Here is a 21,515-nt window from a genome sequence, read left to right on the forward strand (position 1 = left end):
TAATTGATTTTTAAATTATAGTCCAATTGATAATCCAAAAAGAACTGATTTTGTTGATGGATACTTCAAACCATTTCCTGTATCCAACTCTGGATCCCATAGTTTAAAATTAGATACATACCACAAATTGTTTCCGCTGATATAAATTCTCAATCCTTGTAAATACATTTTTTCTGCCATTGCTTTTGTTAGAGAATATCCAATTTCCATTGTTTTCATACGTCCAAAACTCATGTCTTTTTTCCACCAAGTAGAAGCTACGGCATTATTTGCATTTGGTCCATAACTCAATCTTGGCCAAAACACATCTTGACTTGGATTTTCTTCTGTCCAACGGTCTTCATAATTTGAATAAATATTTCCTAAAGTACCTGTACCACTTCCTGGAATAAAATTAGAACCTCCAATCATTCTTTCTGATTTTCCAATTCCTTGAAAGAAAAAGCTAAAATCGAATTGTTTGTATTTCAAATTACTTCCAAAACCATATACAATTTGCGGATCTGTTGTTCCACCAATGAAACCTTCATCTAAACCGCTGATGATTCCGTCACCATTTCTATCTTCATATTTAATATCTCCTGGTCTAAGTGATGTTCCAAAAGTTGGCACTGGCAATCCTGGCGCAAGTACGCCCGGTGAAGCAAAATCTTCATCTGTGTAAAGTCCTTTTGCGATATAACCCCATAAAGTATTATTTTGAATACCTGTTCCAGAACGGTAGGTTCCTTTTACCGCTTCGGCTTCGTCTCTTTCTGTCACTTTATTTTCAACATAAGTAAAGTTGAAACGCCAGCTCATAAAGAAATCGGCAGTCATTTGTTTATTAAAGTTAAATCCAATTTCAAGACCTTTGTTTTCCATTTTTCCAAAGTTGGCCCAAGGTGCATTAATAAATCCTGCTTGTGTTGGAACCGTATTTCTTTCTACAAAAATGTCTTTTCTTTTTTCTTGAAATACATCTACCGTCAAATCCATAATATTGAATAATCCTAATTCGATACCAATATCTGCTTTAGCTACTTTTTCCCAAGTCAAATCATTTACTCCGATTTGACCTTCTTCAATTCCTTCAAATTTTACTCCTTGTCCTGTTCCAAACCAGTAATCAGAATTGTTATTGTCACTAATTGTAGTCAGGTATGCAAACCTTCTATTTCCTCCAATATTATCATTTCCAACTAATCCGTAAGAACCACGAATTTTTAGTTTATTGAAAACATCTTTATAAGGTTCCATGAATTTTTCTTCAGAGGCAATCCATCCCATTGCTACAGAAGGGAAAAATCCGTAGCGGTTTCCTTTTGCGAAATTTTCAGATCCGTTGTATCCAAAGTTAAATTCTCCAACGTATTTTCTATCAAATGTATAAGAAGTTCTACCCGCTAAACCTTGATGTTTAAAAGCTTGAGGCGCTGTTCCATCATTATAACTGTCTTGATTGTATAATAAAAGTCCACTTAAATCATGTTTCCCAAAAGCACGGTTATATGTCGTATTGGCTTCCAGATAAATACGCCTGTTTCCAAATACAGCATCTGTTTTATATCCTAAATATTCTTGACCAAATGCCTGAACAGTTCCGTGAATTAAACTTCCATCTAAATCTCTTTGTGTGGCAACGTTATAATAATCAGGTGATTTTCCGCGAGTGATTCTATTTTCTGAATAAGAGTCAAATGAATACGTAAATTTTGCTTTAAGTCCTGGAGTAATTCCTTTTAAATCTTGTTCTAATGATACCAAACTTTCAATTTTACTACCTCCCTGTCTATAATAACCTTGTTGTGTACCAACAGCCCAAGGATTTTCTCTAGCAAAAACTCTCGGAATTTTTCCGTCAGAATAAATCGCTGGATGTACAAAAGGAGTTGTTTCGAACGCAGTACCAAATAAAAAGTCTGTACTTGTATTTGCTTTATTAATGTTTTGTAAAAATCCCCCAATATTTACTCTCAATAAAGTCGTTTTAGATACGTTTACATCTACATTGGTACGAACATTTGCTCTATTTAATCTGGTTTCAGAATCGTAGGTTTGATTGGGATCTGCTGCCAAAATACCGTTTTCACTATAATAAGAAGCCGTTAAAGCATATCTCAAAATCTCAGATCCACCCGCAACATTCAAATTAGTTCTTGAAGTAAAAGCAAATTTTTTAGTTATAGCATCGATCCAATTTACGTCTGGATATAAATCTGGATCATAATTACTGGCTGTTCTCGCAATACGATCATCTGAAAACAATTGAGGTCTTCCTTGTTCTGTTGCCAATTCATTTAAAAGCGTCATATATGGAGCAGCTTTTATAAACTCAGGTAACTTAGTTGGTTCTTGAATAGAATATTCTGTTCGAACCTGAATTGTAGGTGTTCCCACAAAACCTCTTTTAGTATTAATCAAAATTACTCCGTTTGCACCTCTTACTCCATAAACCGCACTTGCAGCCGCATCTTTTAAAACAGAGAAAGATTCGATTTCTGAAGGATCAAGATCGTTTAGATTTCTTTCAATTCCATCTACCAAAACCAACGGATTTGTTCCTCCTTTAAAAGTAGAAATTCCACGAATCTTGATATCCGATTGATCGTAACCTGGCTCTCCAGATCTTTGCACCGCCATAATACCCGTAACTTGTCCCGCTAGATTGTTTCCTAAAGTACGAGCCGTTCCCACTTGTAAAAGCGAAGGCTTGATTGTAGCAATCGCTCCTACAACCGATGCTTTTTTCTGAGTTCCGTAACCTACTACAACTACAGCTTGAAGATCGCTGGTTTCATCTTGGAGGGTTACATTTATCTTTTTTGAATTGTTTACAGGTATCTCAACCTCTTTCATTCCGATATACTTAAATACAAGAATGGCTTGTTGAGAAGATACGGTAATGGTAAAACTTCCGTCAAAGTCTGTTGAAACCGCATTTTTAGTTCCTTTTTCGATTACGGTTGCACTTGGCATTGAAAGTCCTTTTGAATCTACAACAGTTCCCGTTATCTTTATAAGATCTTTTGAATTGCCTGTTTGAGCGTGAGTAGTGCCTGCACAGAGCATTAAAAAAAATAAGCAAATCAATCCGATTTCATTTAGCTTTAATTTACTCCAGGCAAATAAGCTCAAATGATCGGATGACATTTTCCACGTCGTTTTAATTTTCATTTTGGTTTACTTTTTGGTTTGGTTATTAGTTAGTTTCAAATAAAAAAGATTTCTCTATTATTTCATTTTAGTTTCCTTTATAATGCAAATATCGTTTGGGTACGAATCGCATTACTTTTTGAGACATTCTAAAATATTATGTCCTTTTTTTACAGATACCATAATTTATCTCTTAAAAAAATCTTTTTATTTTTTGACCAAATTAGCGTAATGCTAACATTATTTTAATCCCATTTTGTTTCAAAGTTGTGTTCAATTGATTCATTGAGCACCCGAAAACACTGGAAATAAGGAATATGAATCAAATTGAAAGCGAAATGAGAGGCAAATGAAAAAATTCTGTTTTAAAAAGACTTTTCAAGATTAATTTTAAAAATGTCCTTTAGACTAAAGTTCATGCTTCAGATCAATTCATAAAAAATCACAGCAGTAAATCAATAGATTATCGCCTCAATTATAAATGGAATTTGAAATGGAATCAGAAAAGAGAAAACGCAGCTGCAAACAGTAAAGATGTTTTACTTTAAATTATTTCCAGGTAAAAATTATAAGTATTAAAAGCAATAATTACATCTTCACGTTTTACAACTATATCTTTTGCATTATTTAATGAATTGTGCTTTTACGCCTTCATTCGTAATCGTTACAGGTTTTATAAAACCGTTTTCATCAAAGTGCAGTTCTTCCATACAAGTTTCTCTCGAATTTGCATGAGTTTCAGTAAGCGGTCTTCTGTGGTACACAATGTAATATTTTTCAGAATTGGGTATTTTTATAATAGAATGATGACCCGCGCCTACAGCAATTTTCGGATCTTGCTCTAATATTTTGCCAATTCTTTTAAAAGGTCCCATCGGAGAATCTGCAATAGCGTAAGCCACACAATAATCGGGACCTATCCAACCACCTTCTGACCACATAAAGTAGTATTTGTTGTTTTTTATAAACATAAAAGGACCTTCGACATAATTCTCTGGCGTGATTTCTTTGAAAACCGTTTGATCTTCAAAAGGAATAAAACCCGTATAATCGGGTTTTAATTTTGCAATATTACAATGTCTCCATCCGCCATAAATTAAATAACATTGGCCGTCTTTATCTTTAAAAACAAATTGATCAATAGGTTGCGCGCCATTATAGAATTTATCGACTAACGGTTTTCCTAAATAATCTTTGTAAGGACCTTCGGGTTTTGAAGCGACAGCAACGCCAATTCCACCTACTTCATTATCATTTTGAATATCATTTGCTCCAAAAAAGAGAAAATATTTATTTTTATGTTTAATAATAGAAGGCGCCCAAATGGCTTTTTTCGCCCATTTTACTGCTGAACTATCTAAAATCTTTTCGTGTTTTGTCCAATGCACTAAATCTTTTGAAGAAAAAGCATCGAAAAAAACCTGTTTCTCATAAGGAGCCGAAAAAGTGGGATAAACCCAATATGTTTTATCGAAAATAATGGCTTCTGGATCGGCGTACCAACCTTTAAATATAGGATTATTGTTTTTGGTTTGATTCAAATCTGATTGAGCAATAGCTTTTGAAAAAGAAATAACCACAAGAAAATAAAATATATTTTTCATACTTAAATCAATTAATTAGACCAGTTATTTGAAGGTTGAGCGTCTACTTTCATTTTTAAATTTCCTCCTTTTCGAATAGTTGCCAAATCAATTGAAAGTACATTTACATTCTTTTCATTCAGTTTAACTTCTTGAAGATAAATATTGCTTTTGGTGTTGTTTTTCACCTCAATAACAAAGATTTTATTTTTTGTTTTATCCGATTGTTTAATAGTAACTTTATCAAACAACGGACTTCCAATTTGAAATGACGGATTAATATCGGTCAAACCTTTCACATCAAATAAACCTATGGAAGACATGACGTACCAAGCTCCCAATTGACCTTGATCTTCATCTTGTCCGTAACCATAACCGTGAATTCCTTCTGTTCCGTAAAATTCGTCACAAATAGCATGTACCCATTTTTGAGTTAAGTAAGGTTTTCCAGAAAAATTAAAAAGCCAGGAAATGTGCAAGTTCGGCTGATTTCCATGATTATAAAATCCTGATAATCCAGCGAAAGCATCGATTTTAGTTCCGCCGCCAAATACATTTTTTTGAGATTTTGTAAAGATATCATTCAAACGTTCGTTAAAAGTATCTCTTCCTAAAGTTGCAACTAATTCTGGAACATTGTGAGGCACATAAAAAGTGTACTGCCAAGCATTTCCTTCCTGAAATCCGCGCCAAGGTTCAGACGGATTAAAGTTTTGTATAAATTTCCCGTTAGCATATTTGGGTCTTATAAAAGTGGTTTCTTTATCATAAAGCAATTTCCAGCCATCTGCCAGTTTGATCAGTTTTTCGTAATCTGCAGTTTTACCTAATGCCTTTGCAAATTGTGCAACTGCATAGGCGCTGTACGAATATTCCAAAGTGTGAGAAGCGGAAAATCCAGAACCTTCTGTATTGGTTTTGAAATCCATATTATCTAAAAATGGCGAATAACCTAAATCTACAAATTGCTTCACATCCATTTTTCCTGCGCCTTCAATTCGGTCTTCCCATTCTAATTCATTTTTTAAAGCTGCTTCATATCCTTTTTCAACATCAAAATTTCGAATGCCAGAATTGTAGGCCGATGCAATTGCAAGTCCAGTAAAATTGGTTCCAACTCCAGAAACATATTTACTATTTGCAATTCCGTCACCAAGCCAGCCAGCATCTTTATAAACAAGCAATTGTCCTTGAACCCAATCTGCATAATATTCAGGATAAGCCAAAGCCCAAAGTTGCGTCAGATTCCAAAAACCGCCCCAAATCGCATCTGTATTGTAATAATTGTGTTGCGGTTTTCCTTTTGAATCTAACGGAATTTGACCGACTTTACCATTGTTCATCGGATAGGCACCGTTTACATCGCTTCCTAATCCGCGGCCTAATAAAGCGTGGTATAAACCGGTGTAGAATTTAATTTTATCGTTCTCATTTTTTCCTTCTACGGTTATTCTTCCCAAATAATCATTCCAAACGGTTTGGTTTTGTTTTTTGGCTTCATCAAAATTTAGATTTTTTGCTTCAGTATCTAGATTTAATCTGGCATTAGCTATAGAAGTATACGACAATCCGATTTTTACGGTGATCTTTTCATTTTCTTTAGTATCAAAAGTGAAATAAACTCCCGCGCCTTCTCCACTGATTTCTTTATCTCCCGCTTTAGTTTCTTTTTTATTGAATACTCCTGAACTTGTCGGTTTTTTATCTAAAACTGCCGAAAAATACATCGCGACCTCAGCGCCTGTTTGGTATTTCTTCACATATTCTGGAATGGTTATTACATAACCTTCAATTCTTCCGTCTTTGGTAATCGTAACTTTTGATTCTTTAACGGCTCCGCTCTCGCCTTGTCTGTTTCCAATGTCAAAAATGATATTAGACTGTGAAGATTTTGGAAAAGTATAACGTTGAAAACCGACTCTTTTTGTAGCTGTAAGTTCTGCTTTTATGTTGTAATCTTTTAATAAAACCGAATAATATCCAGACGTAGCATATTCGTCTTTTCGATCAAATCTAGATCGGTAACCTTCGTCAGGATTTTCAAGACTTCCTGGTATCGTTTGTAATTTTCCAACAGAAGGTGCTAATACAATTCCGCCTACTTGAAATTCATGCAAACACGCAAAACCTTCAATAGACGTATCTCTATCATCGTAACCTGTGGCTTCCCAACCGTCTTTATTACCCAAATGTGCGTTGGTTGAAGGTCCCAATTTTGCCAATCCAAACGGCATTGCGGCTGGTGTATAAAAAAACCAGCGGCTGTGTGCCGTTCCAATATTTGGATTTACATAATCGGATAATTTTTTTCCGGTTTGCTGGCTTAAAGCGACGTTAGTCATTAAAGAGAAAACAGTTATGAAGCAAGATTTTATAAAGGTATTTTTCATGATCAATTATTTTAAAGCAATTGTAATTCCATCTTTTAGACTTCCTGAAGCACTATAAGTTTTGCCATCAAGCAATAAACTCACATTGATTTTTTGAATTTCAGTGTTTTTTCTTTTTCCTTCTACTTGAGACACTTTCACCAAAACTTTATCATTCTTTTTTTCAGCAATAAAAGTGATTAAAGCGTAATCTCCTTTTTCAAATCCAAAACCATCTCCTGAGTCTAAATACAATTCTCCATTTGCTGTATTTTTTGCATTAAGGCAAACAAAAAGACTTAGCGGATCAAAAGAATTTTCTCCTGCATTTTGAATTATTTTTCCAGCGGGAATAATAGAACCGCCTTTTATTTTCAGTTTTGCTTGATATTTATCTTGTTTTTCGCCTTCAATCAAATTTAATTCTTCCCAAATTCCAGTTGGAAGTTTTGGGTCTTTTGCAAATGCAGGAACAACCAAAAGATTTTCTCCTAATAAAAAGGCTTGTTCTTCTGCTCTCAAACATGCATCTTTAACATCGGCAAAAAAAACAGGAGCCATTACTGGAAGTCCCGTTTTAGAAGACTCATAAAAAAGCGTGTATAAATAAGGCAACAGACGGTAACGGCGTTCTAAGGCAATACGAGAAGTTTTCTCAATCTCTAATCCATAAGCCCAAGGTTCTTTGTCATTGGTTCCTGCGCAGGCATGTCCGCGTGCGAAAGGCATAAAAGCGCCAAAACTTAACCAGTTTGCCCATAAATCCCCATCTGTATTTCCTAAGAAACCTCCAATATCTGGCCCATTAAAAGGCTGACCAGATAATCCTAAAGTCAACGACATTGGAACAGAAAGTTTCAGATGATCCCAGCCTGCGAAATTATCGCCTGTCCAAGTTGCTGCATAGCGCTGTCCTCCCAATAAATTGGATCTTGTAAGCAGAAAAGGTCGTTTTTCTGGATTTGTTTCTAAAATTCCATTGTAAGATGCCTCTACCATCAAACGTCCATAAGCATTATGATAAAGCAAATGCGAACCTTTCGGTAAATTTCCTCCTCCTTTGTGTGGTGTATCGTACGGCATTGTTCCTAGACGTTTGTCTTCTGGAAAATCATTATCGTTTACGGCAGGTTCATTCATATCATTCCAAACTCCGTCAATTCCTGTATTTAAGAAATCTTTGTAAAGAGTACCCCACCAATTTCTCGTTTTTGGATCTGTAAAATCAGGAAAAACACAATCTCCTGGCCAAACTTTACCGTGATATTCTTCTCCGTTATTTTTCATTACCCAAACCTTATCTTTCGAACCTGATTGATAAACGCTGTAATCCTTATCTACTTTTACTCCAGGATCAATCATGTATACGGCACGAAAACCTTTTTGATGCAGATTGTCATTTAATCTTTTAGGATTTGAAAATCGAATACTATCAAAAGTAAAAACGCGATATCCTTGCATATAATCGATATCCATCCAAATTACATCGCAGGGAATTTTCTTTTCTCTGAAAGTGTCTGCAATTTCCATAACGCGTTTTTCACTGTCATAAGAAAATCGGCATTGATGATAGCCTAAAGCCCAACGAGGTGGCAATTTTATTGTTCCTGTAAGCTCAGAAAGTCCTTTTATAACTTCTTGCGGAGAATTTCTATCGATAATATAAACTCTAAATAAAGCGCCTTCAGAGTTGTAAACAATCTCGTCTGAATTGGTAATTAATTCTGCTTTCCAAGTACTATCGAAAATAATTCCGAATGCAGAACCGTCTTCGCGCACACCCATAACCCACGGATGCGTTTGATACAATCTTTTTCCGCCTTCAACACTGTAAGCTCCTGTATCGGTATTCCATAATTTTATAGCTTGTCCGTTGCGCAAAAGTGGCCCTGTCACTTCTCCGCCTCCATAAAGACTTACGTTTCCTTGAAGTTTTAGAACAGCACTTGCTTTATTATTTTTAAATAAAAACTCAGGAATCAAAGTCCAATTTGCGGGTATTTTTCCTTTTGATTTTGGTTCTGAAGAAAGTATTAGCGAAGGCGTTTTACTTTGATCAAATCCTTTCGGAATAAATTCAACAATTCCATTTCCCACCAATGAAGTTTTTTGCAAAGCAACTTCTTGAGCATTAATAACGGTGGAAGAAAGTGAAATAAAGAGAACGGAAAATAAGGTGGTTTTAAAATTCATTGTGGTTAGTTAGTAAATTGAAATGTTATTAAACTATTATAAATCAACACTAACAAAACTACTAAAACGATTTAGTATTTTTATAAAAATGTTGATTTATTTTGTGATTTTAACTTGAAAAGAAATTCTAGATGGTAGGAATTCTTAGTGGAACTCCCGCAGATTCTGGTGTTCCAATTACTGGATTTCCTTTTTTATCCCATTTTAGTTTTTGCATTCTTGGAGATCTTTTTTCACCGCAGCCTTCGCCCGGATTTGAATTTCCGTGATATAAAATCCAATCTTCTTTGCCGTTTGGAGATTTAAAAAACGAATTATGTCCTGGTGCATACACTTTATTTTTCTCAGATTGCTGTAAAATGGGCTGATCTGATTTTACCCAAGACGAGGCGTCCAATAAATTATCTTTTCCTGTAAAAGTCAGCAAACCCAAACTGTAATTATCTGTCCAGCATCCGCTTGCAGAGAAAACAATAAATACTTTTTCATTGTGCGAAAGGAATTGTGGGCCTTCATTTACATTTACCTGCGCTGGGTTTACATCATCATGCAAGGCGCCGTGCAATTCCCAAGAATGGGTTGGACTCGAAATGAGAACTCGATCTCCGTCAATTTGAGTTGGATTTTTCATTTTGGCGATGTAAATATTCTGCTGTCCGTTGGTATCTCCTTCCCAACCTGACCAAATCATGTACAATTGTTTTTTATAACTGAAAATATTTCCGTCAATTGCCCATTTATCAGTCTCTGCAGCGATTTTTCCCTTAAAAATCCATTCACCTTTCATTGGATCTTTGGAGTTATTTTCTAAAACATACATTCTGTGTGTTTGATTAGAGCCGTTATCTGCCGCAAAATAGGCATACCATTTTCCATCAATAAAATGAAATTCTGGCGCCCAGATTTCAGCGGCGTAATCTGTATTTTTTGGTGCAATCCAAATGGTTTTCTTTTCTGCATTTTTTAAATCTGCCAGATTTTTGGTTTTAAAAAGAACCAAACGATCTTGCATAGTATGTGTATAGTAATAATAGCCATTGTAGAAAGTGCTGTATGGATCTGGTCCATAATCTAAAATGGGGTTTGTAAATGTTTTTTGTGCGAATAAAATAGTATTTCCAACAAAAAGTAAAATGATAATTAATACCTGTTTTATGCTGTATTTTTTATTGTTCATAGGTTTTGGTTTGCAACACTTTGTGTCAAGTTTATTTTGGTTTTTGGTCTGATTAGTTTGCTAGCATTAAAAAATAACTTTTTAAAATTTCATTTGTATTTTTAAAAATATAAGTAATATTGCAATCGCTGTATTGGTCCATATTTTGAATTCTACCAAAACATTTTTGTAATTTTTTATCAATACAACAAATTATATATTAAAAAAATATCATTTTAATTTTTGACCAAAATAGGATATTGACAATATAATTTTAATCCCATTTCGTACCACAATTGTGTTCAAATGGGTCAAATTATCTCTTGAAAGTACTGAAAATACAGCTCACAAATCAAAATGCATGCTAATGACACAAGTCGCCAAGCCCTTTTTTTTAAATTTTATTAAATCCTTTATCATGCAAAGATTTTTCAAAATTGGAACAATCGTTTATCTTTTGTTTTTTTCAACTACAATTTTTAGCCAAGAATATTATTTCAAACATTATAAAGTAGAAAATGGTATGTCTAATAATACTGTTTTAGCTTCTCTTCAGGATAAAGATGGTTTTTTATGGTTTGCCACCAAAGATGGTTTAAATCGTTTTGATGGGTATCATTTTAAAACATTTAGAAGTGGAAAAGATCCTAAAACATCTTTGGGAATCAATTACATTCAATCGCTTCACGAATTCAAAAATTACATTTGGGTCGGAACCGATAAAGGTTTGTATTCTTATGATAAAAAACTCGAAAAATTTACTTTCATAAATGAGGCCATTAACAATAGAATCAATGATATCGATAATGATTTCAAAAATAATTTATGGTTTATTTCTATTGGAACATTAATTAAATACAATGTTGACACTAAAGAAACCAGAATGTTTGACGGACGAAATTCGTTCTACGCGACTTCGATTGCATGCGATAGTAAGGGCGGAATCTGGGTTTCTTCTTACGACGATTTATATCATTATTCTGAAGCAACTCAAAGTTTCGATAAAATTACGGTTCAAATGCCCAATAGCACTTTTTCGATTTCGGCGATTTACGCTTTAGATGCCAATTCTATTTTAATCGGAACGCGCGATCACGGCATTTATAAATATGATGTTTCAAGCGGAAAAACAACTCCATTTATGAACGGAATTGAAAAACCTGTTTTTGTGCGTCAGTTTAAAAGAAATAAAAATGATTTATGGATTGCCAGCGAATCTGGTGTTTACATTTATAATTTACAATCCAAAAGCGTTCGAAATTTGCGTAAAAGTCCTAGCGATCCTTATGCCATTTCAGATAATGCGGCGTATTGCATTACAATTGATAAAGAAAATGGAGTCTGGATCGGAACGTATTTTGGAGGTGTAAATTACCATCAAAAACAATACGATCAGTTTAAGAAATATTTTCCGCGAAAAAGCGAGAATGCCATTGTAGGAAGTGCGGTTCGTGAAATCCATAAAGACAATGCAGGGAATTTGTGGATTGGAACGGAAGACGCAGGCGTTAATAAATTCAACTTACAGACTAAGAAATTCGTTAATTTTAAACCAGACGGGACGAAATCTGGACTTTCTTTCTACAATATACACGGCGTTTTACCAAGAGGAAATAAAATTTGGCTCGGAACTTTTGAACACGGCTTAGATGTTATGGATGCTAATTCGGGCAAAATTATCAAACATTACGATCATACTACAAGCAGTTTTAAAAGCGATTTTATTGTTTCTTTTTATGAAACTCCCGAAAAGAAATTATACGTTATCACTTCTGTCGGAATTTATTTGTATGATGATAAAACAGATAGTTTTACCATTTCTAGCGATTTCTCAGAAAGCACGCATTTTACTTGTATGTTTAGAGATAAAGATGGCAATTTTTGGGCGGGATCGTATCGCGATGGACTTTTTTATTACAATCCGAAAACCAAAGAAAAAGCGGTTTACAGACATGATTTTAAAGATGATAAAAGCATCAGCAATGATTTTATCACGTCTATTTTTCAAGACAAACAGAACAATTTGTGGATTGCAACCGAAAATGGTTTGAATTTATTAGAGGTTAAAAAAAGAGAATTTAAAAAATTTACCACCAAAGACGGATTTTCTAGTAACGTTATTTATTCTATTTTGCAAGATGAAAATGGAAATTTGTGTATTACCACTTCAAAAGGGTTGGTGAAATTTAATTATAAAACCAAAGCCGTTAAAATTTTTACGACCGCAAATGGTTTGTTGAGCGATCAATTTAATTATAGTTCGGCTTTTAAAGATTCGAACGGAGATATGTATTTCGGAAATCTTAACGGAATGATTAGTTTCAATGCTAAAAACTTCAATTCGTATAAATACAATCCGCCGATTTATATTACTGGACTTCAAATTAATAATCAAGAAGTTATCGTAAATGATGAAGATTCACCGCTTGACGAATCTGTTTCTTACATCAAAAAAATTACTTTAAAAAATGATCAATCCAATTTTAATATTGATTTTGCAGCGCTAAGTTACACCGCTCCAGAACTCACGCAATATTGGTATAAATTGGACGGTATCAGCGACGATTGGGTTTATTTGAATAAAAACAATAAAGTCTTTTTTACCGAACTTCCGTCTGGTGATTATAAATATAGAGTAAAATCGTTAAGCGCCGGCGGAATTTGGAGTAAAGAAGCTGTTGTGGCAATTACCATTTTACCTCCATTTTGGGCTAGTAATTTTGCTTTTTTTCTTTATTTCTTATTAATTGCTGGTTGTATTTACTGGCTTTTACGCAGATATCATCATATGAATATCAAAGAGAATAATCGAAAAATTGCAACGCTTAATAACGAGAAAGAGAAAGAAATTTATCACGCCAAAATTGAATTTTTTACCAATGTCGCGCATGAAATTAGAACGCCTTTAACCTTGATCAAAAGTCCGTTAGAGAGTTTATTAAAAAGAACTTACGAATCTCCAGATATTATTCCGAATTTATCTTTAATGGAGAAAAATACGTCTCGTTTATTAAATCTGGTTAACGAATTGCTCGATTTTAGAAAGACCGAAATGGAAGGATTAGGTTTGACTTTTGTCGAAACCAATATTTCTGTTTTGGTAAAGCAATTACAATTACAATTTACTCCTTTAAGTGAAGAAAAAAACATTCACGTAAAATTGGAACTGGGAGAAAAAGACGTTTATGCTTTTGTTGATGAAGAAGCCATTCGAAAAATTTTGAGCAATTTGATTAGCAATGCTATAAAATACGCTAAAAGTGAAGTGGTTATTACTTTATTTAGAGATGAAAATTCTTTGGAATTTATTGTAAAAAATGATGGGAATTTGATTCCGAAAAGTCTTAAAAATAAAATCTTCGAACCTTTCTTTAGAATCTTAGGTTCTGAAACACAAACGGGTACAGGGATAGGATTGTCACTGGCACATTCCTTAACAGAACTGCACAATGGAACTTTAAAATTGCAATTTTTAGATGATTCTATGAACACTTTTGTTTTGAAATTGCCTCTTCGTCAGCAGAGTGAATTTCATTTGTATAAAGACAATTCAGATGTTTTAAAAGAAACCAACGAAGAGTTAGAAAATGAAGTTACCTCCAAAAATATTCGAACGCAAATTCTTGTTGTTGAAGATAATTTGGAACTGCTCAATTTTATGAGCAAAGAACTCGGCAAAGAATATAAAATTTTTAAAGCTACAAATGGCGAAGAAGCTTTGAAAGTAATTCATAACGAAACCATTCATATTGTAATAAGCGATATTACAATGCCAATTATGGACGGAATTGAATTGTGCGATCGCATAAAGTCTAACCTAGAAACAAGTCATATTCCTGTTATACTTTTAACGGCTTTGACCGCAGTGCAATCCCGAATTCAAGGCTTGGAATCGGGTGCTGATGCCTATATCGCAAAACCATTTTCAATGGATTTTATTTTGGCTCAAATCACTAATTTATTATCCAATCGAAGACATTTGATGGAGCATTATGCAAGTTCTCCTTTATCGCATTTAAAGACCATTGCGCACAATAAAATCGACGAGGAATTTATTAAAAAATTAGATGACATTATAAATCAAAATATGACTGATACCAATCTAAGTGTCGAATCATTAGCGGATATTTTACATATGAGTCGTTCTACTTTGTATCGTAAAATTAAAGACATTACTAATTTAAGTCCAAACGAATTGATTAATAATGCGCGTTTAAAGAAGGCTGCAGAATTACTTCTTTCTGGAAAATACAAAGTTTATGAAATTGCCGAAATTGTGGGTTATAATTCTCAATCGAGTTTTAGCAGAAATTTCCAAAAAAGTTTTGCTATGTCTCCATCGGAATTTGTTAGCAAAGAAAAACCATCCACTAAAGAATAAGATAATTAAGAATCATAAGTCGCGTTTCATTTAAAAAAGGCTAAAATTCCAACCGGACTATCCACAATATAAAAAGTGGTTCATTTTCAATAAAAAGTAAGAGGCTACTTTTGATCAAGAACAAAAAACTTATTCAACATACAATATTAGAATGAGCTTTGATTAAAAAAAATCTCAAATTAAAGAATAGAAAAATGAACGAAATAAGACACGATTGGAGTAAAGAAGAAATTAAAGCCATCTACGATCGACCTTTATTAGACTTAGTTTATAGTGCTGCCACAGTTCACCGCAAATGGCATAAACCTTCAGAGATACAAGTATGTACGCTACTTTCTGTAAAAACAGGTGGCTGTCCTGAAGACTGCTCTTATTGCGGGCAAGCGGCAAGATACCATACGGATATTAAAGTACAATCTTTATTGCCTACAGAAACAGTAATTGAGCACGCCCAAAAAGCAAAAGAAAATGGTTCTTCACGCTTTTGTATGGCCGCAGCTTGGCGTGAAGTAAGAAATAATAAAGATTTTGATCGCATTATTGAAATGGTAAAAGGAGTTAACAATCTCGGATTAGAAGTCTGCTGTACCTTAGGAATGCTTACTGAAGAACAAGCTATTCGTCTTCAAGAAGCCGGGCTGCATGCTTACAATCACAATCTGGATACTTCAGAAAGCTATTACGATGAAATAATTAGTACACGTAAATTTGATCAGCGCCTCGATACGATACATAACGTGAGAAAAGCAGGAATTACAGTATGTTCGGGCGGAATTATTGGTCTTGGTGAAACTGCTGCTGATCGAGTTTCTATGCTGACCACTTTAGCAACTATGCCTATTCACCCAGAATCTGTGCCTGTCAATGCCTTAGCAAGAGTAAAAGGAACACCGTTAGAAAACAACCCAAAAGTGCCTATTTGGGACATGGTAAGGATGATTGCAACGGCACGTATTATTATGCCCGCTTCTATAGTTCGTTTAAGTGCGGGACGAATTGAAATGACTGAAGAAGAACAAGCATGGTGTTTCATGGCGGGTGCTAATTCTATTTTTACCGGAGAGCGCGAAACCTTATTGGTAACTCCAAATCCTGGAATATCTGAGGATATGCAAATGTTTCAAAATCTAGGACTTAAACCTTTACAAAAAAGCAATAATGTAAGCACGACTATTTAGTATTCAAGTCTAAAACACAATAATCATAAAAAAATAAACCTCCATTTATTGGAGGTTTATCTTTTTAAATCTAATTTATAATGCAAACCATTCTTTTACATCGTCTTCAATAGTCTCTGTTTTTAAAAGATTATCAAACTCATTGGTTTCAGGGTTATATTGATATGCTTTCTTCCAATTTTCAATGTTAGTGACAATCTCTTTAACAGCATTGCAGATAAACAAAAGCTCTTCATTAGTCATTGTGGGATGAAGCGAAACTCTAACCCAGCCCGGTTTTTCGGTCAAGTCCTTCTGTAGAATTCCTTTTGTGATTGCAGCCGACTTTTCCAGATCAATATTCCATAAAAAATGAGCGTATGTACTGGCGCAAGACCAACCGCCTCGAACCTGAATTCCGAAACGGTCATTTAATAACCGAACAAGCAGATTGTAGTGAATATTTTCTATAGTAAAAGAAACACAGCCAATTCTTTCTGTTTCTAAATCACCTAAAAGAGTCAGTCCTTCTATTTTTTTCAATTCTGAAAAACAAAGATTTAATAATTCTTTTTCCCTGTTTTTCATGTTTTCAACATTCATTTTATCCTTTAATTCTAGACATAAAGCCGTTCGCATTACTTGCAGAAATCCTGGAGTTCCACCATCTTCTTTTACTTCTATTGCATCACTGTAATGATATTCTCCCCAAGGATTGGTACATTTCACGTTTCCTCCACCCGGGTTATCTGGAAAATTACTTTTGTACAAGCTTTCATTAAAAACTAATATTCCACAAGTGCCAGGTCCGCCGAGAAATTTATGAGGTGAAAAGAATATGGCATCTAATCGTTTTTCAGGATCTTCTGGATGCATGTCAATTTTAACATAAGGCGCCGACGCAGCAAAATCAATAAAACAATAACCGCCATTTTGATGCATTATTTTAGCCAATTCATGATACGGTGTAATAATTCCAGTTACATTTGAACAAGCAGTAAATGAACCAATTTTTAATTTTCTATTTTCATATTTTTTAAGTTCCTCTGAAAGCATATCTGGGTCTACCAAATTGTTTTCGCCGCAAGGCAAAACGACTACGTCAGCAATCGTTTCGTACCATGGAACCTGATTAGAATGATGTTCCATATGGGTGATAAAAACTACTGGTCTTTCGTCATCAAAATGCAATTTTACATTGTAAATATTATCTTCAGAACGAAGTCCCATGATGCGCTGCAACTTATTTAGAGCTGCTGTCATTCCTGTTCCAGTTGCCACTAGACAATCTGTATCTGATGCGTTAACATGTTTTTTAATTAATTGTCTGGCATGCTGATAAGCGTAAGTTGAAGCTTTTCCGGTCTGACTTGAAAAAGAATGTGTATTGGCAATCATTGGCCCAATTTTACGCAACATTACTTCTTCTATTGGAAAGTACAACCTTCCACTGGCAATCCAATCTGCGTACAATAAATTCTGAGTTCCATAAATCGATTCAAAACTATGATTGACACCAATTGTATTTTCTCTAAATTTTGAGAAATATTGTTCTAACTTGCTTGGTTTCAAAGTAATTTCCATTTCATCTATCATTTAAAACCTATTTTTTAAAATTCTTAATTCCACTTTGAAGCCAGTTGTAATACTCTTCAATATCTGGATTGTAAGCTGAAGGTTCTGTTAAACTAGCACTTTTATGATCTACAATTACATAAAATGGCTGAGCGTTTGCCTTATACGTTTTAATCTGTAAATCGCTCCATTTATTACCAATTGTTTTAATCTTTTTGCCTGTAGTTTCAGAAGTATATTGTTCGCTTTCAGGCAATTCTTTTTTATCATCCACATATAATGAAATCAAAACCACATCATTATTTAAAACCCCTAAAACTTTAGGATCAGACCAAACTAATTCTTCCATTTTTCGGCAGTTCACGCAGGCATATCCCGTAAAATCTAGCAAAACTGGTTTTCCTTCTTTTTTTGCATATTCCATTCCTTTATCATAATCATGAAAAGTAATAATGTTTTGCGGACCATGTTCTGCTCCTTCAGGAAGTGCTGAATTGGAACTTTCATTTGAAACTTTAGAACCGCCCAATCCATCTGGAGATTCACTGTAATGCATTGGAGGAGGAAATCCGCTGATTAATTTTAAAGGTGCGCCCCAAAGTCCCGGAATTAGATAAATAGTAAAAGTTAAAACCAGCAATCCGAAACCTAATCTTCCGACAGAAATATGATTTAAAGGAGAATCATGAGGTAAAGTAATTTTTCCAAATAAATAAAAAGCCAGAATTCCAAAAACGGCAATCCAAATCGCTAAGAAAACTTCTCTTTCTAACCAGTGCAATTGCAAAACTAAATCGGCATTCGATAGAAATTTAAATGCCAACGCCAGTTCTAAAAATCCTAAAACTACTTTTACTGTATTCAGCCATCCGCCTGATTTTGGCAATGCATTTAGCCAACCTGGAAAAGCTGCAAATAATGAAAACGGTAATGCAATGGCGATCGAAAATCCTAACATACCGACAATTGGAGCTATTCCTCCTTTTGATGCCGCTTCGACTAATAAAGTTCCGACAATTGGTCCTGTGCAAGAAAACGATACAATTGCCAATGCCAATGCCATGAAGAAAATCCCAATTAATCCTCCTCTATCGGCTTGCGAATCGACTTTATTGGCTAGCGAACTTGGCAGTACAATTTCAAAAGCACCTAAAAATGAACAGGCAAAAACGACTAATAAAATAAAGAAAATCAAATTGAACCAAACGTTTGTTGAAAGTGCATTTAGCGAATCTGCTCCAAAAACAGCCGTTACAATTGATCCTAGTAAAACATAAATGATTACGATAGAAATTCCGTAAATCATAGCGTTTCTAATTCCTGCCGCTTTGGTTTTACTTTGTTTGGTAAAATAACTTACCGTCATCGGAATCATTGGGAAAACGCAAGGCGTTAATAATGCCGCAAATCCCGATAAAAAAGCTAAAATAAATATCGTCAACAATCCTCGTGATTCATTTTTCTTTGGTGAATGAACCTCTTTATTTGGTGCTTTTTCTTCCGTTTTAGCAACTATTTTTTCTTCTGTAATTGTCGAATCTTCCTTTACAAGGGCAGTTTCTTCGGCGGAAGCCAATTTCTTTTCAGTCGGAATTTTAAACGTTAATTCTTCCGAAGTCGGCGGTAAACAATTGCTGTCATCACAAACCATAAACTCAACTTCACCCGCAACATTAGAAATAACATCTGACGTAAATTTTATTTTTTGTGTAAAAAGTGCTTTATCTTCAAAATATTTAATTTTCATATCGAAGATTTTATCGACCACTTCATGTCCTTTTTCTTCAGTTGTTTTTCCAACTAATTCGAAGTTTTTCTTCGTATTTTTAAAAGTGAAAGCAGTTCTCGAAGGTCCGCCTTCTTCAATGTATTGTCCGTACAAATGCCAGCCAGATTGTATAACTGCTTGCGCTTTTAAAACATATTCTTTATCTGAGATTTTCTCTACCGATGTCGACCATTTTACCGGATTGTACATTTGTCCAAACATACTTACGGAGATCAAAAACAGCAATATTATGATAGTTTTTTTCATTATTTTTTTGAGTTTGATATTAAAAAAAAGAGCTGCTTGCCGACAGCTCTTGAAAGTCTTTCCTATAAAATTTGGCTTACTAATTCAGATTTTAAAATGAAATGAAAAGACTTTTTTTAGTATTCAGTCACAGTCGCAGTTCACAGCTTTAGACTGGAACTGAAAACTGAGACTGCGACTGAAAACTTTACTTTAAAGGATTTCCGTCTTTATCTAAAGAACCCGATTTGATGATAACCATTTTATCCAACTGAACGTATTTTTTAATAGCATCATTTACCTGCTGTAAAGTTGCTTTCTGAATATCATTTGGATATTGTTCGATATAATTTGGCTCTAAACCTCTTTCAATAAAATTCAGAATCGTTCTTGCCATTCCGTTTGTTGTCGACATTCCGACTTTAAAACTTCCGATCAAATTGGTTTTCTTATTTTCTAATTCTGTAGCAGTAATTCCTTCTTTTACCCATTTGTCAACCTGAACCATAGTAGCATCAAGTCCTTTCTGAAATAACGCAGGATTAAAAGAAGCATTTACGAACCAATAGCCACCAGTTTCGATATTGCCTCCCAAACCAGATGAAATGTTATACGTAAGTCCGTCATTATCACGCACAGTCTGCATCAAACGTCCCGCAAATCCAGCGCCTAGAGTGTAATTTCCAATGTAGAACGGAATATAATCGGCATCGGCTCTTTTCAAACCTGTAAACTGTCCGATATATAATTCTGCGCTTGGCTTTTCTGGAATTGTCACCACTTCTGTTTTTGAATTTGATTTTGAAGCTTCCTCAAATTTCAGTTTTTCTGTAACGCCGCCATTCCAATTTTTGAATGATTTTTTTAGTGAAGCATTTAAATTGGCACCATCTGTATCGCCAACAATTACCAGACGCATAGAAGCCGTTCCGAAATATTTTTTGTGGAAAGCTTTCACTTCTTCCAAAGTTGCTTTTTTGATGTTTTCGATATTGTCTTCAACGCTTAAACTGTAATTCGGATTTGTTTTTGGATAAATCGCCTGCGATAAAGCGATATCTCCTCTTTCGCCCGGATCGTTCAGGCTTTGCTGCGTGTTTCCGATAAACTGCTGTTTTAGGTTTTCGAATTCTTTGGCATCAAAAAGCGGATTTCTCAATTCCTCAGCCAATAAAGCAATTACCTGATCCAGATCTTTCTTCAAACATTTGAATCCGATGTTGATTTTGAAAGTGGAAGCATTTACATTTAAGGTAACGCCTAATTTCTGCAGTTTTTCTGAGAATTTGAATTTGTCATTCAAAGTTGTTCCTTTTGAAAGCATCGAAGCCGTTAAAGCTGGAATAATGTCATTCTTAGTTTCGCTTGCATAATTTCCTAATGAAATGCTCGCTGCAGCAGTTACAAAATCTTTCGCAGAAGTTTTAACTGAAACCACATCAATTCCAGCAACTTTTTCTCTTTTGAAAGCTGAAGCTGATTTTTCGATTGCTGTTTCTAATGGATTATTTTCTTCAAATGTACTTTTTGGTGAAGACAAAACTGTTGGTGAACTTTCGTTATGAGAATGATCATTTTCAGGATGTCTGTAATAAAACGGACCATTTTCTAACATAAAATTCTCTGCTTGTGCAGGATTTTGATTCTGAGAACCTGATTGTTTTGGAATAAAATATCCTGTTGTGCTCTGGTCTTCAACCAGATATTTATTGGCAACGCGAAGAACATCAGCTGGAGTTACTTTTTTTAATCTTTCCACACCCAAAACATAATCAGTCCAGTCTCCTGATGCAATAGCTTCGTTTAATTCTGATGCAATTACCCCAGATCCATCGCGGGCTAAAATAGTCTGAGCGCTTATTTTTGCCACAATACGGTTTACTTCATCTTGGGTTACGCCATCTTTCTGAATTTTAGCCACAACTTCGCTGATTTTGGCATCGATATCTTCA

At 34.6% G+C, this 21,515-nt stretch carries 10 protein-coding genes; 2 read left to right on the forward strand and 8 right to left on the reverse strand.

The window, feature by feature from the left end:
* Positions 1–15: 15 nt before the first annotated feature.
* The 5 genes from LL966_RS10215 to LL966_RS10235 form a co-directional block, all read right to left on the reverse strand.
* The gene (locus tag LL966_RS10215; protein ID WP_229352890.1) at positions 16–3,156 is read right to left on the reverse strand and encodes a SusC/RagA family TonB-linked outer membrane protein; all 3,141 of its coding nucleotides are present in this window, start codon (positions 3,154–3,156) and stop codon (positions 16–18) included.
* 602 nt (positions 3,157–3,758) lie between these two features.
* Positions 3,759–4,739, reverse strand: a complete 981-nt coding sequence (locus LL966_RS10220) for a glycoside hydrolase family 43 protein (protein WP_229352892.1) — start codon at positions 4,737–4,739, stop codon at positions 3,759–3,761.
* Positions 4,740–4,750: 11 nt separating this feature from the next.
* Positions 4,751–7,108, reverse strand: a complete 2,358-nt coding sequence (locus LL966_RS10225) for a GH92 family glycosyl hydrolase (protein WP_229352894.1) — start codon at positions 7,106–7,108, stop codon at positions 4,751–4,753.
* Between the two features lie 6 nt (positions 7,109–7,114).
* Complete coding sequence (locus LL966_RS10230; protein WP_229352896.1) at positions 7,115–9,280, reverse strand: TIM-barrel domain-containing protein; 2,166 nt, start codon at positions 9,278–9,280, stop codon at positions 7,115–7,117.
* 127 nt (positions 9,281–9,407) lie between these two features.
* The gene (locus LL966_RS10235; RefSeq protein WP_229352897.1) at positions 9,408–10,457 is read right to left on the reverse strand and encodes a glycoside hydrolase family 43 protein; all 1,050 of its coding nucleotides are present in this window, start codon (positions 10,455–10,457) and stop codon (positions 9,408–9,410) included.
* A gap of 397 nt (positions 10,458–10,854) precedes the next feature.
* Between LL966_RS10235 and LL966_RS10240 the strand changes: the two genes are divergently transcribed.
* The gene (locus tag LL966_RS10240; RefSeq protein WP_229352899.1) at positions 10,855–14,817 is read left to right on the forward strand and encodes a hybrid sensor histidine kinase/response regulator transcription factor; all 3,963 of its coding nucleotides are present in this window, start codon (positions 10,855–10,857) and stop codon (positions 14,815–14,817) included.
* A 194-nt stretch (positions 14,818–15,011) separates the two neighbouring features.
* The gene (bioB, locus tag LL966_RS10245) at positions 15,012–15,995 is read left to right on the forward strand and encodes a biotin synthase BioB (protein WP_229352900.1); all 984 of its coding nucleotides are present in this window, start codon (positions 15,012–15,014) and stop codon (positions 15,993–15,995) included.
* A 75-nt stretch (positions 15,996–16,070) separates the two neighbouring features.
* Here bioB and LL966_RS10250 read toward each other — a convergent pair whose 3' ends face one another.
* The 3 genes from LL966_RS10250 to LL966_RS10260 all read right to left on the reverse strand — a co-directional run.
* A complete protein-coding gene (locus LL966_RS10250) occupies positions 16,071–17,570 on the reverse strand; it encodes an aminotransferase class V-fold PLP-dependent enzyme (RefSeq protein WP_229352901.1) in 1,500 nt (499 codons plus the stop codon).
* A 7-nt stretch (positions 17,571–17,577) separates the two neighbouring features.
* Entirely contained in the window at positions 17,578–19,584 is a 2,007-nt protein-coding gene (locus LL966_RS10255) for a protein-disulfide reductase DsbD family protein (protein WP_229352902.1), read from the reverse strand.
* 187 nt (positions 19,585–19,771) lie between these two features.
* On the reverse strand, positions 19,772–21,515 hold a 1,744-nt coding region (locus LL966_RS10260), incomplete at its 5' end, for an insulinase family protein (protein ID WP_229352904.1).

Source organism: Flavobacterium chungbukense (genome assembly GCF_020805785.1).
In the GTDB taxonomy this organism is placed as follows: Bacteria; Bacteroidota; Bacteroidia; order Flavobacteriales; family Flavobacteriaceae; genus Flavobacterium; species Flavobacterium chungbukense.

Bases quoted from the DNA above. Each gene is read 5' to 3' on its own strand.
- LL966_RS10240 (WP_229352899.1), top strand. From the start codon at position 10,855: ATGCAAAGATTTTTCAAAATTGGAACAATCGTTTATCTTTTGTTTTTT.
- LL966_RS10235 (WP_229352897.1), bottom strand. From the start codon at position 10,457: ATGAACAATAAAAAATACAGCATAAAACAGGTATTAATTATCATTTTA.
- LL966_RS10255 (WP_229352902.1), bottom strand. From the start codon at position 19,584: ATGAAAAAAACTATCATAATATTGCTGTTTTTGATCTCCGTAAGTATG.
- bioB (WP_229352900.1), top strand. From the start codon at position 15,012: ATGAACGAAATAAGACACGATTGGAGTAAAGAAGAAATTAAAGCCATC.
- LL966_RS10250 (WP_229352901.1), bottom strand. From the start codon at position 17,570: ATGATAGATGAAATGGAAATTACTTTGAAACCAAGCAAGTTAGAACAA.
- LL966_RS10220 (WP_229352892.1), bottom strand. From the start codon at position 4,739: ATGAAAAATATATTTTATTTTCTTGTGGTTATTTCTTTTTCAAAAGCT.
- LL966_RS10225 (WP_229352894.1), bottom strand. From the start codon at position 7,108: ATGAAAAATACCTTTATAAAATCTTGCTTCATAACTGTTTTCTCTTTA.
- LL966_RS10215 (WP_229352890.1), bottom strand. From the start codon at position 3,156: ATGAAAATTAAAACGACGTGGAAAATGTCATCCGATCATTTGAGCTTA.
- LL966_RS10230 (WP_229352896.1), bottom strand. From the start codon at position 9,280: ATGAATTTTAAAACCACCTTATTTTCCGTTCTCTTTATTTCACTTTCT.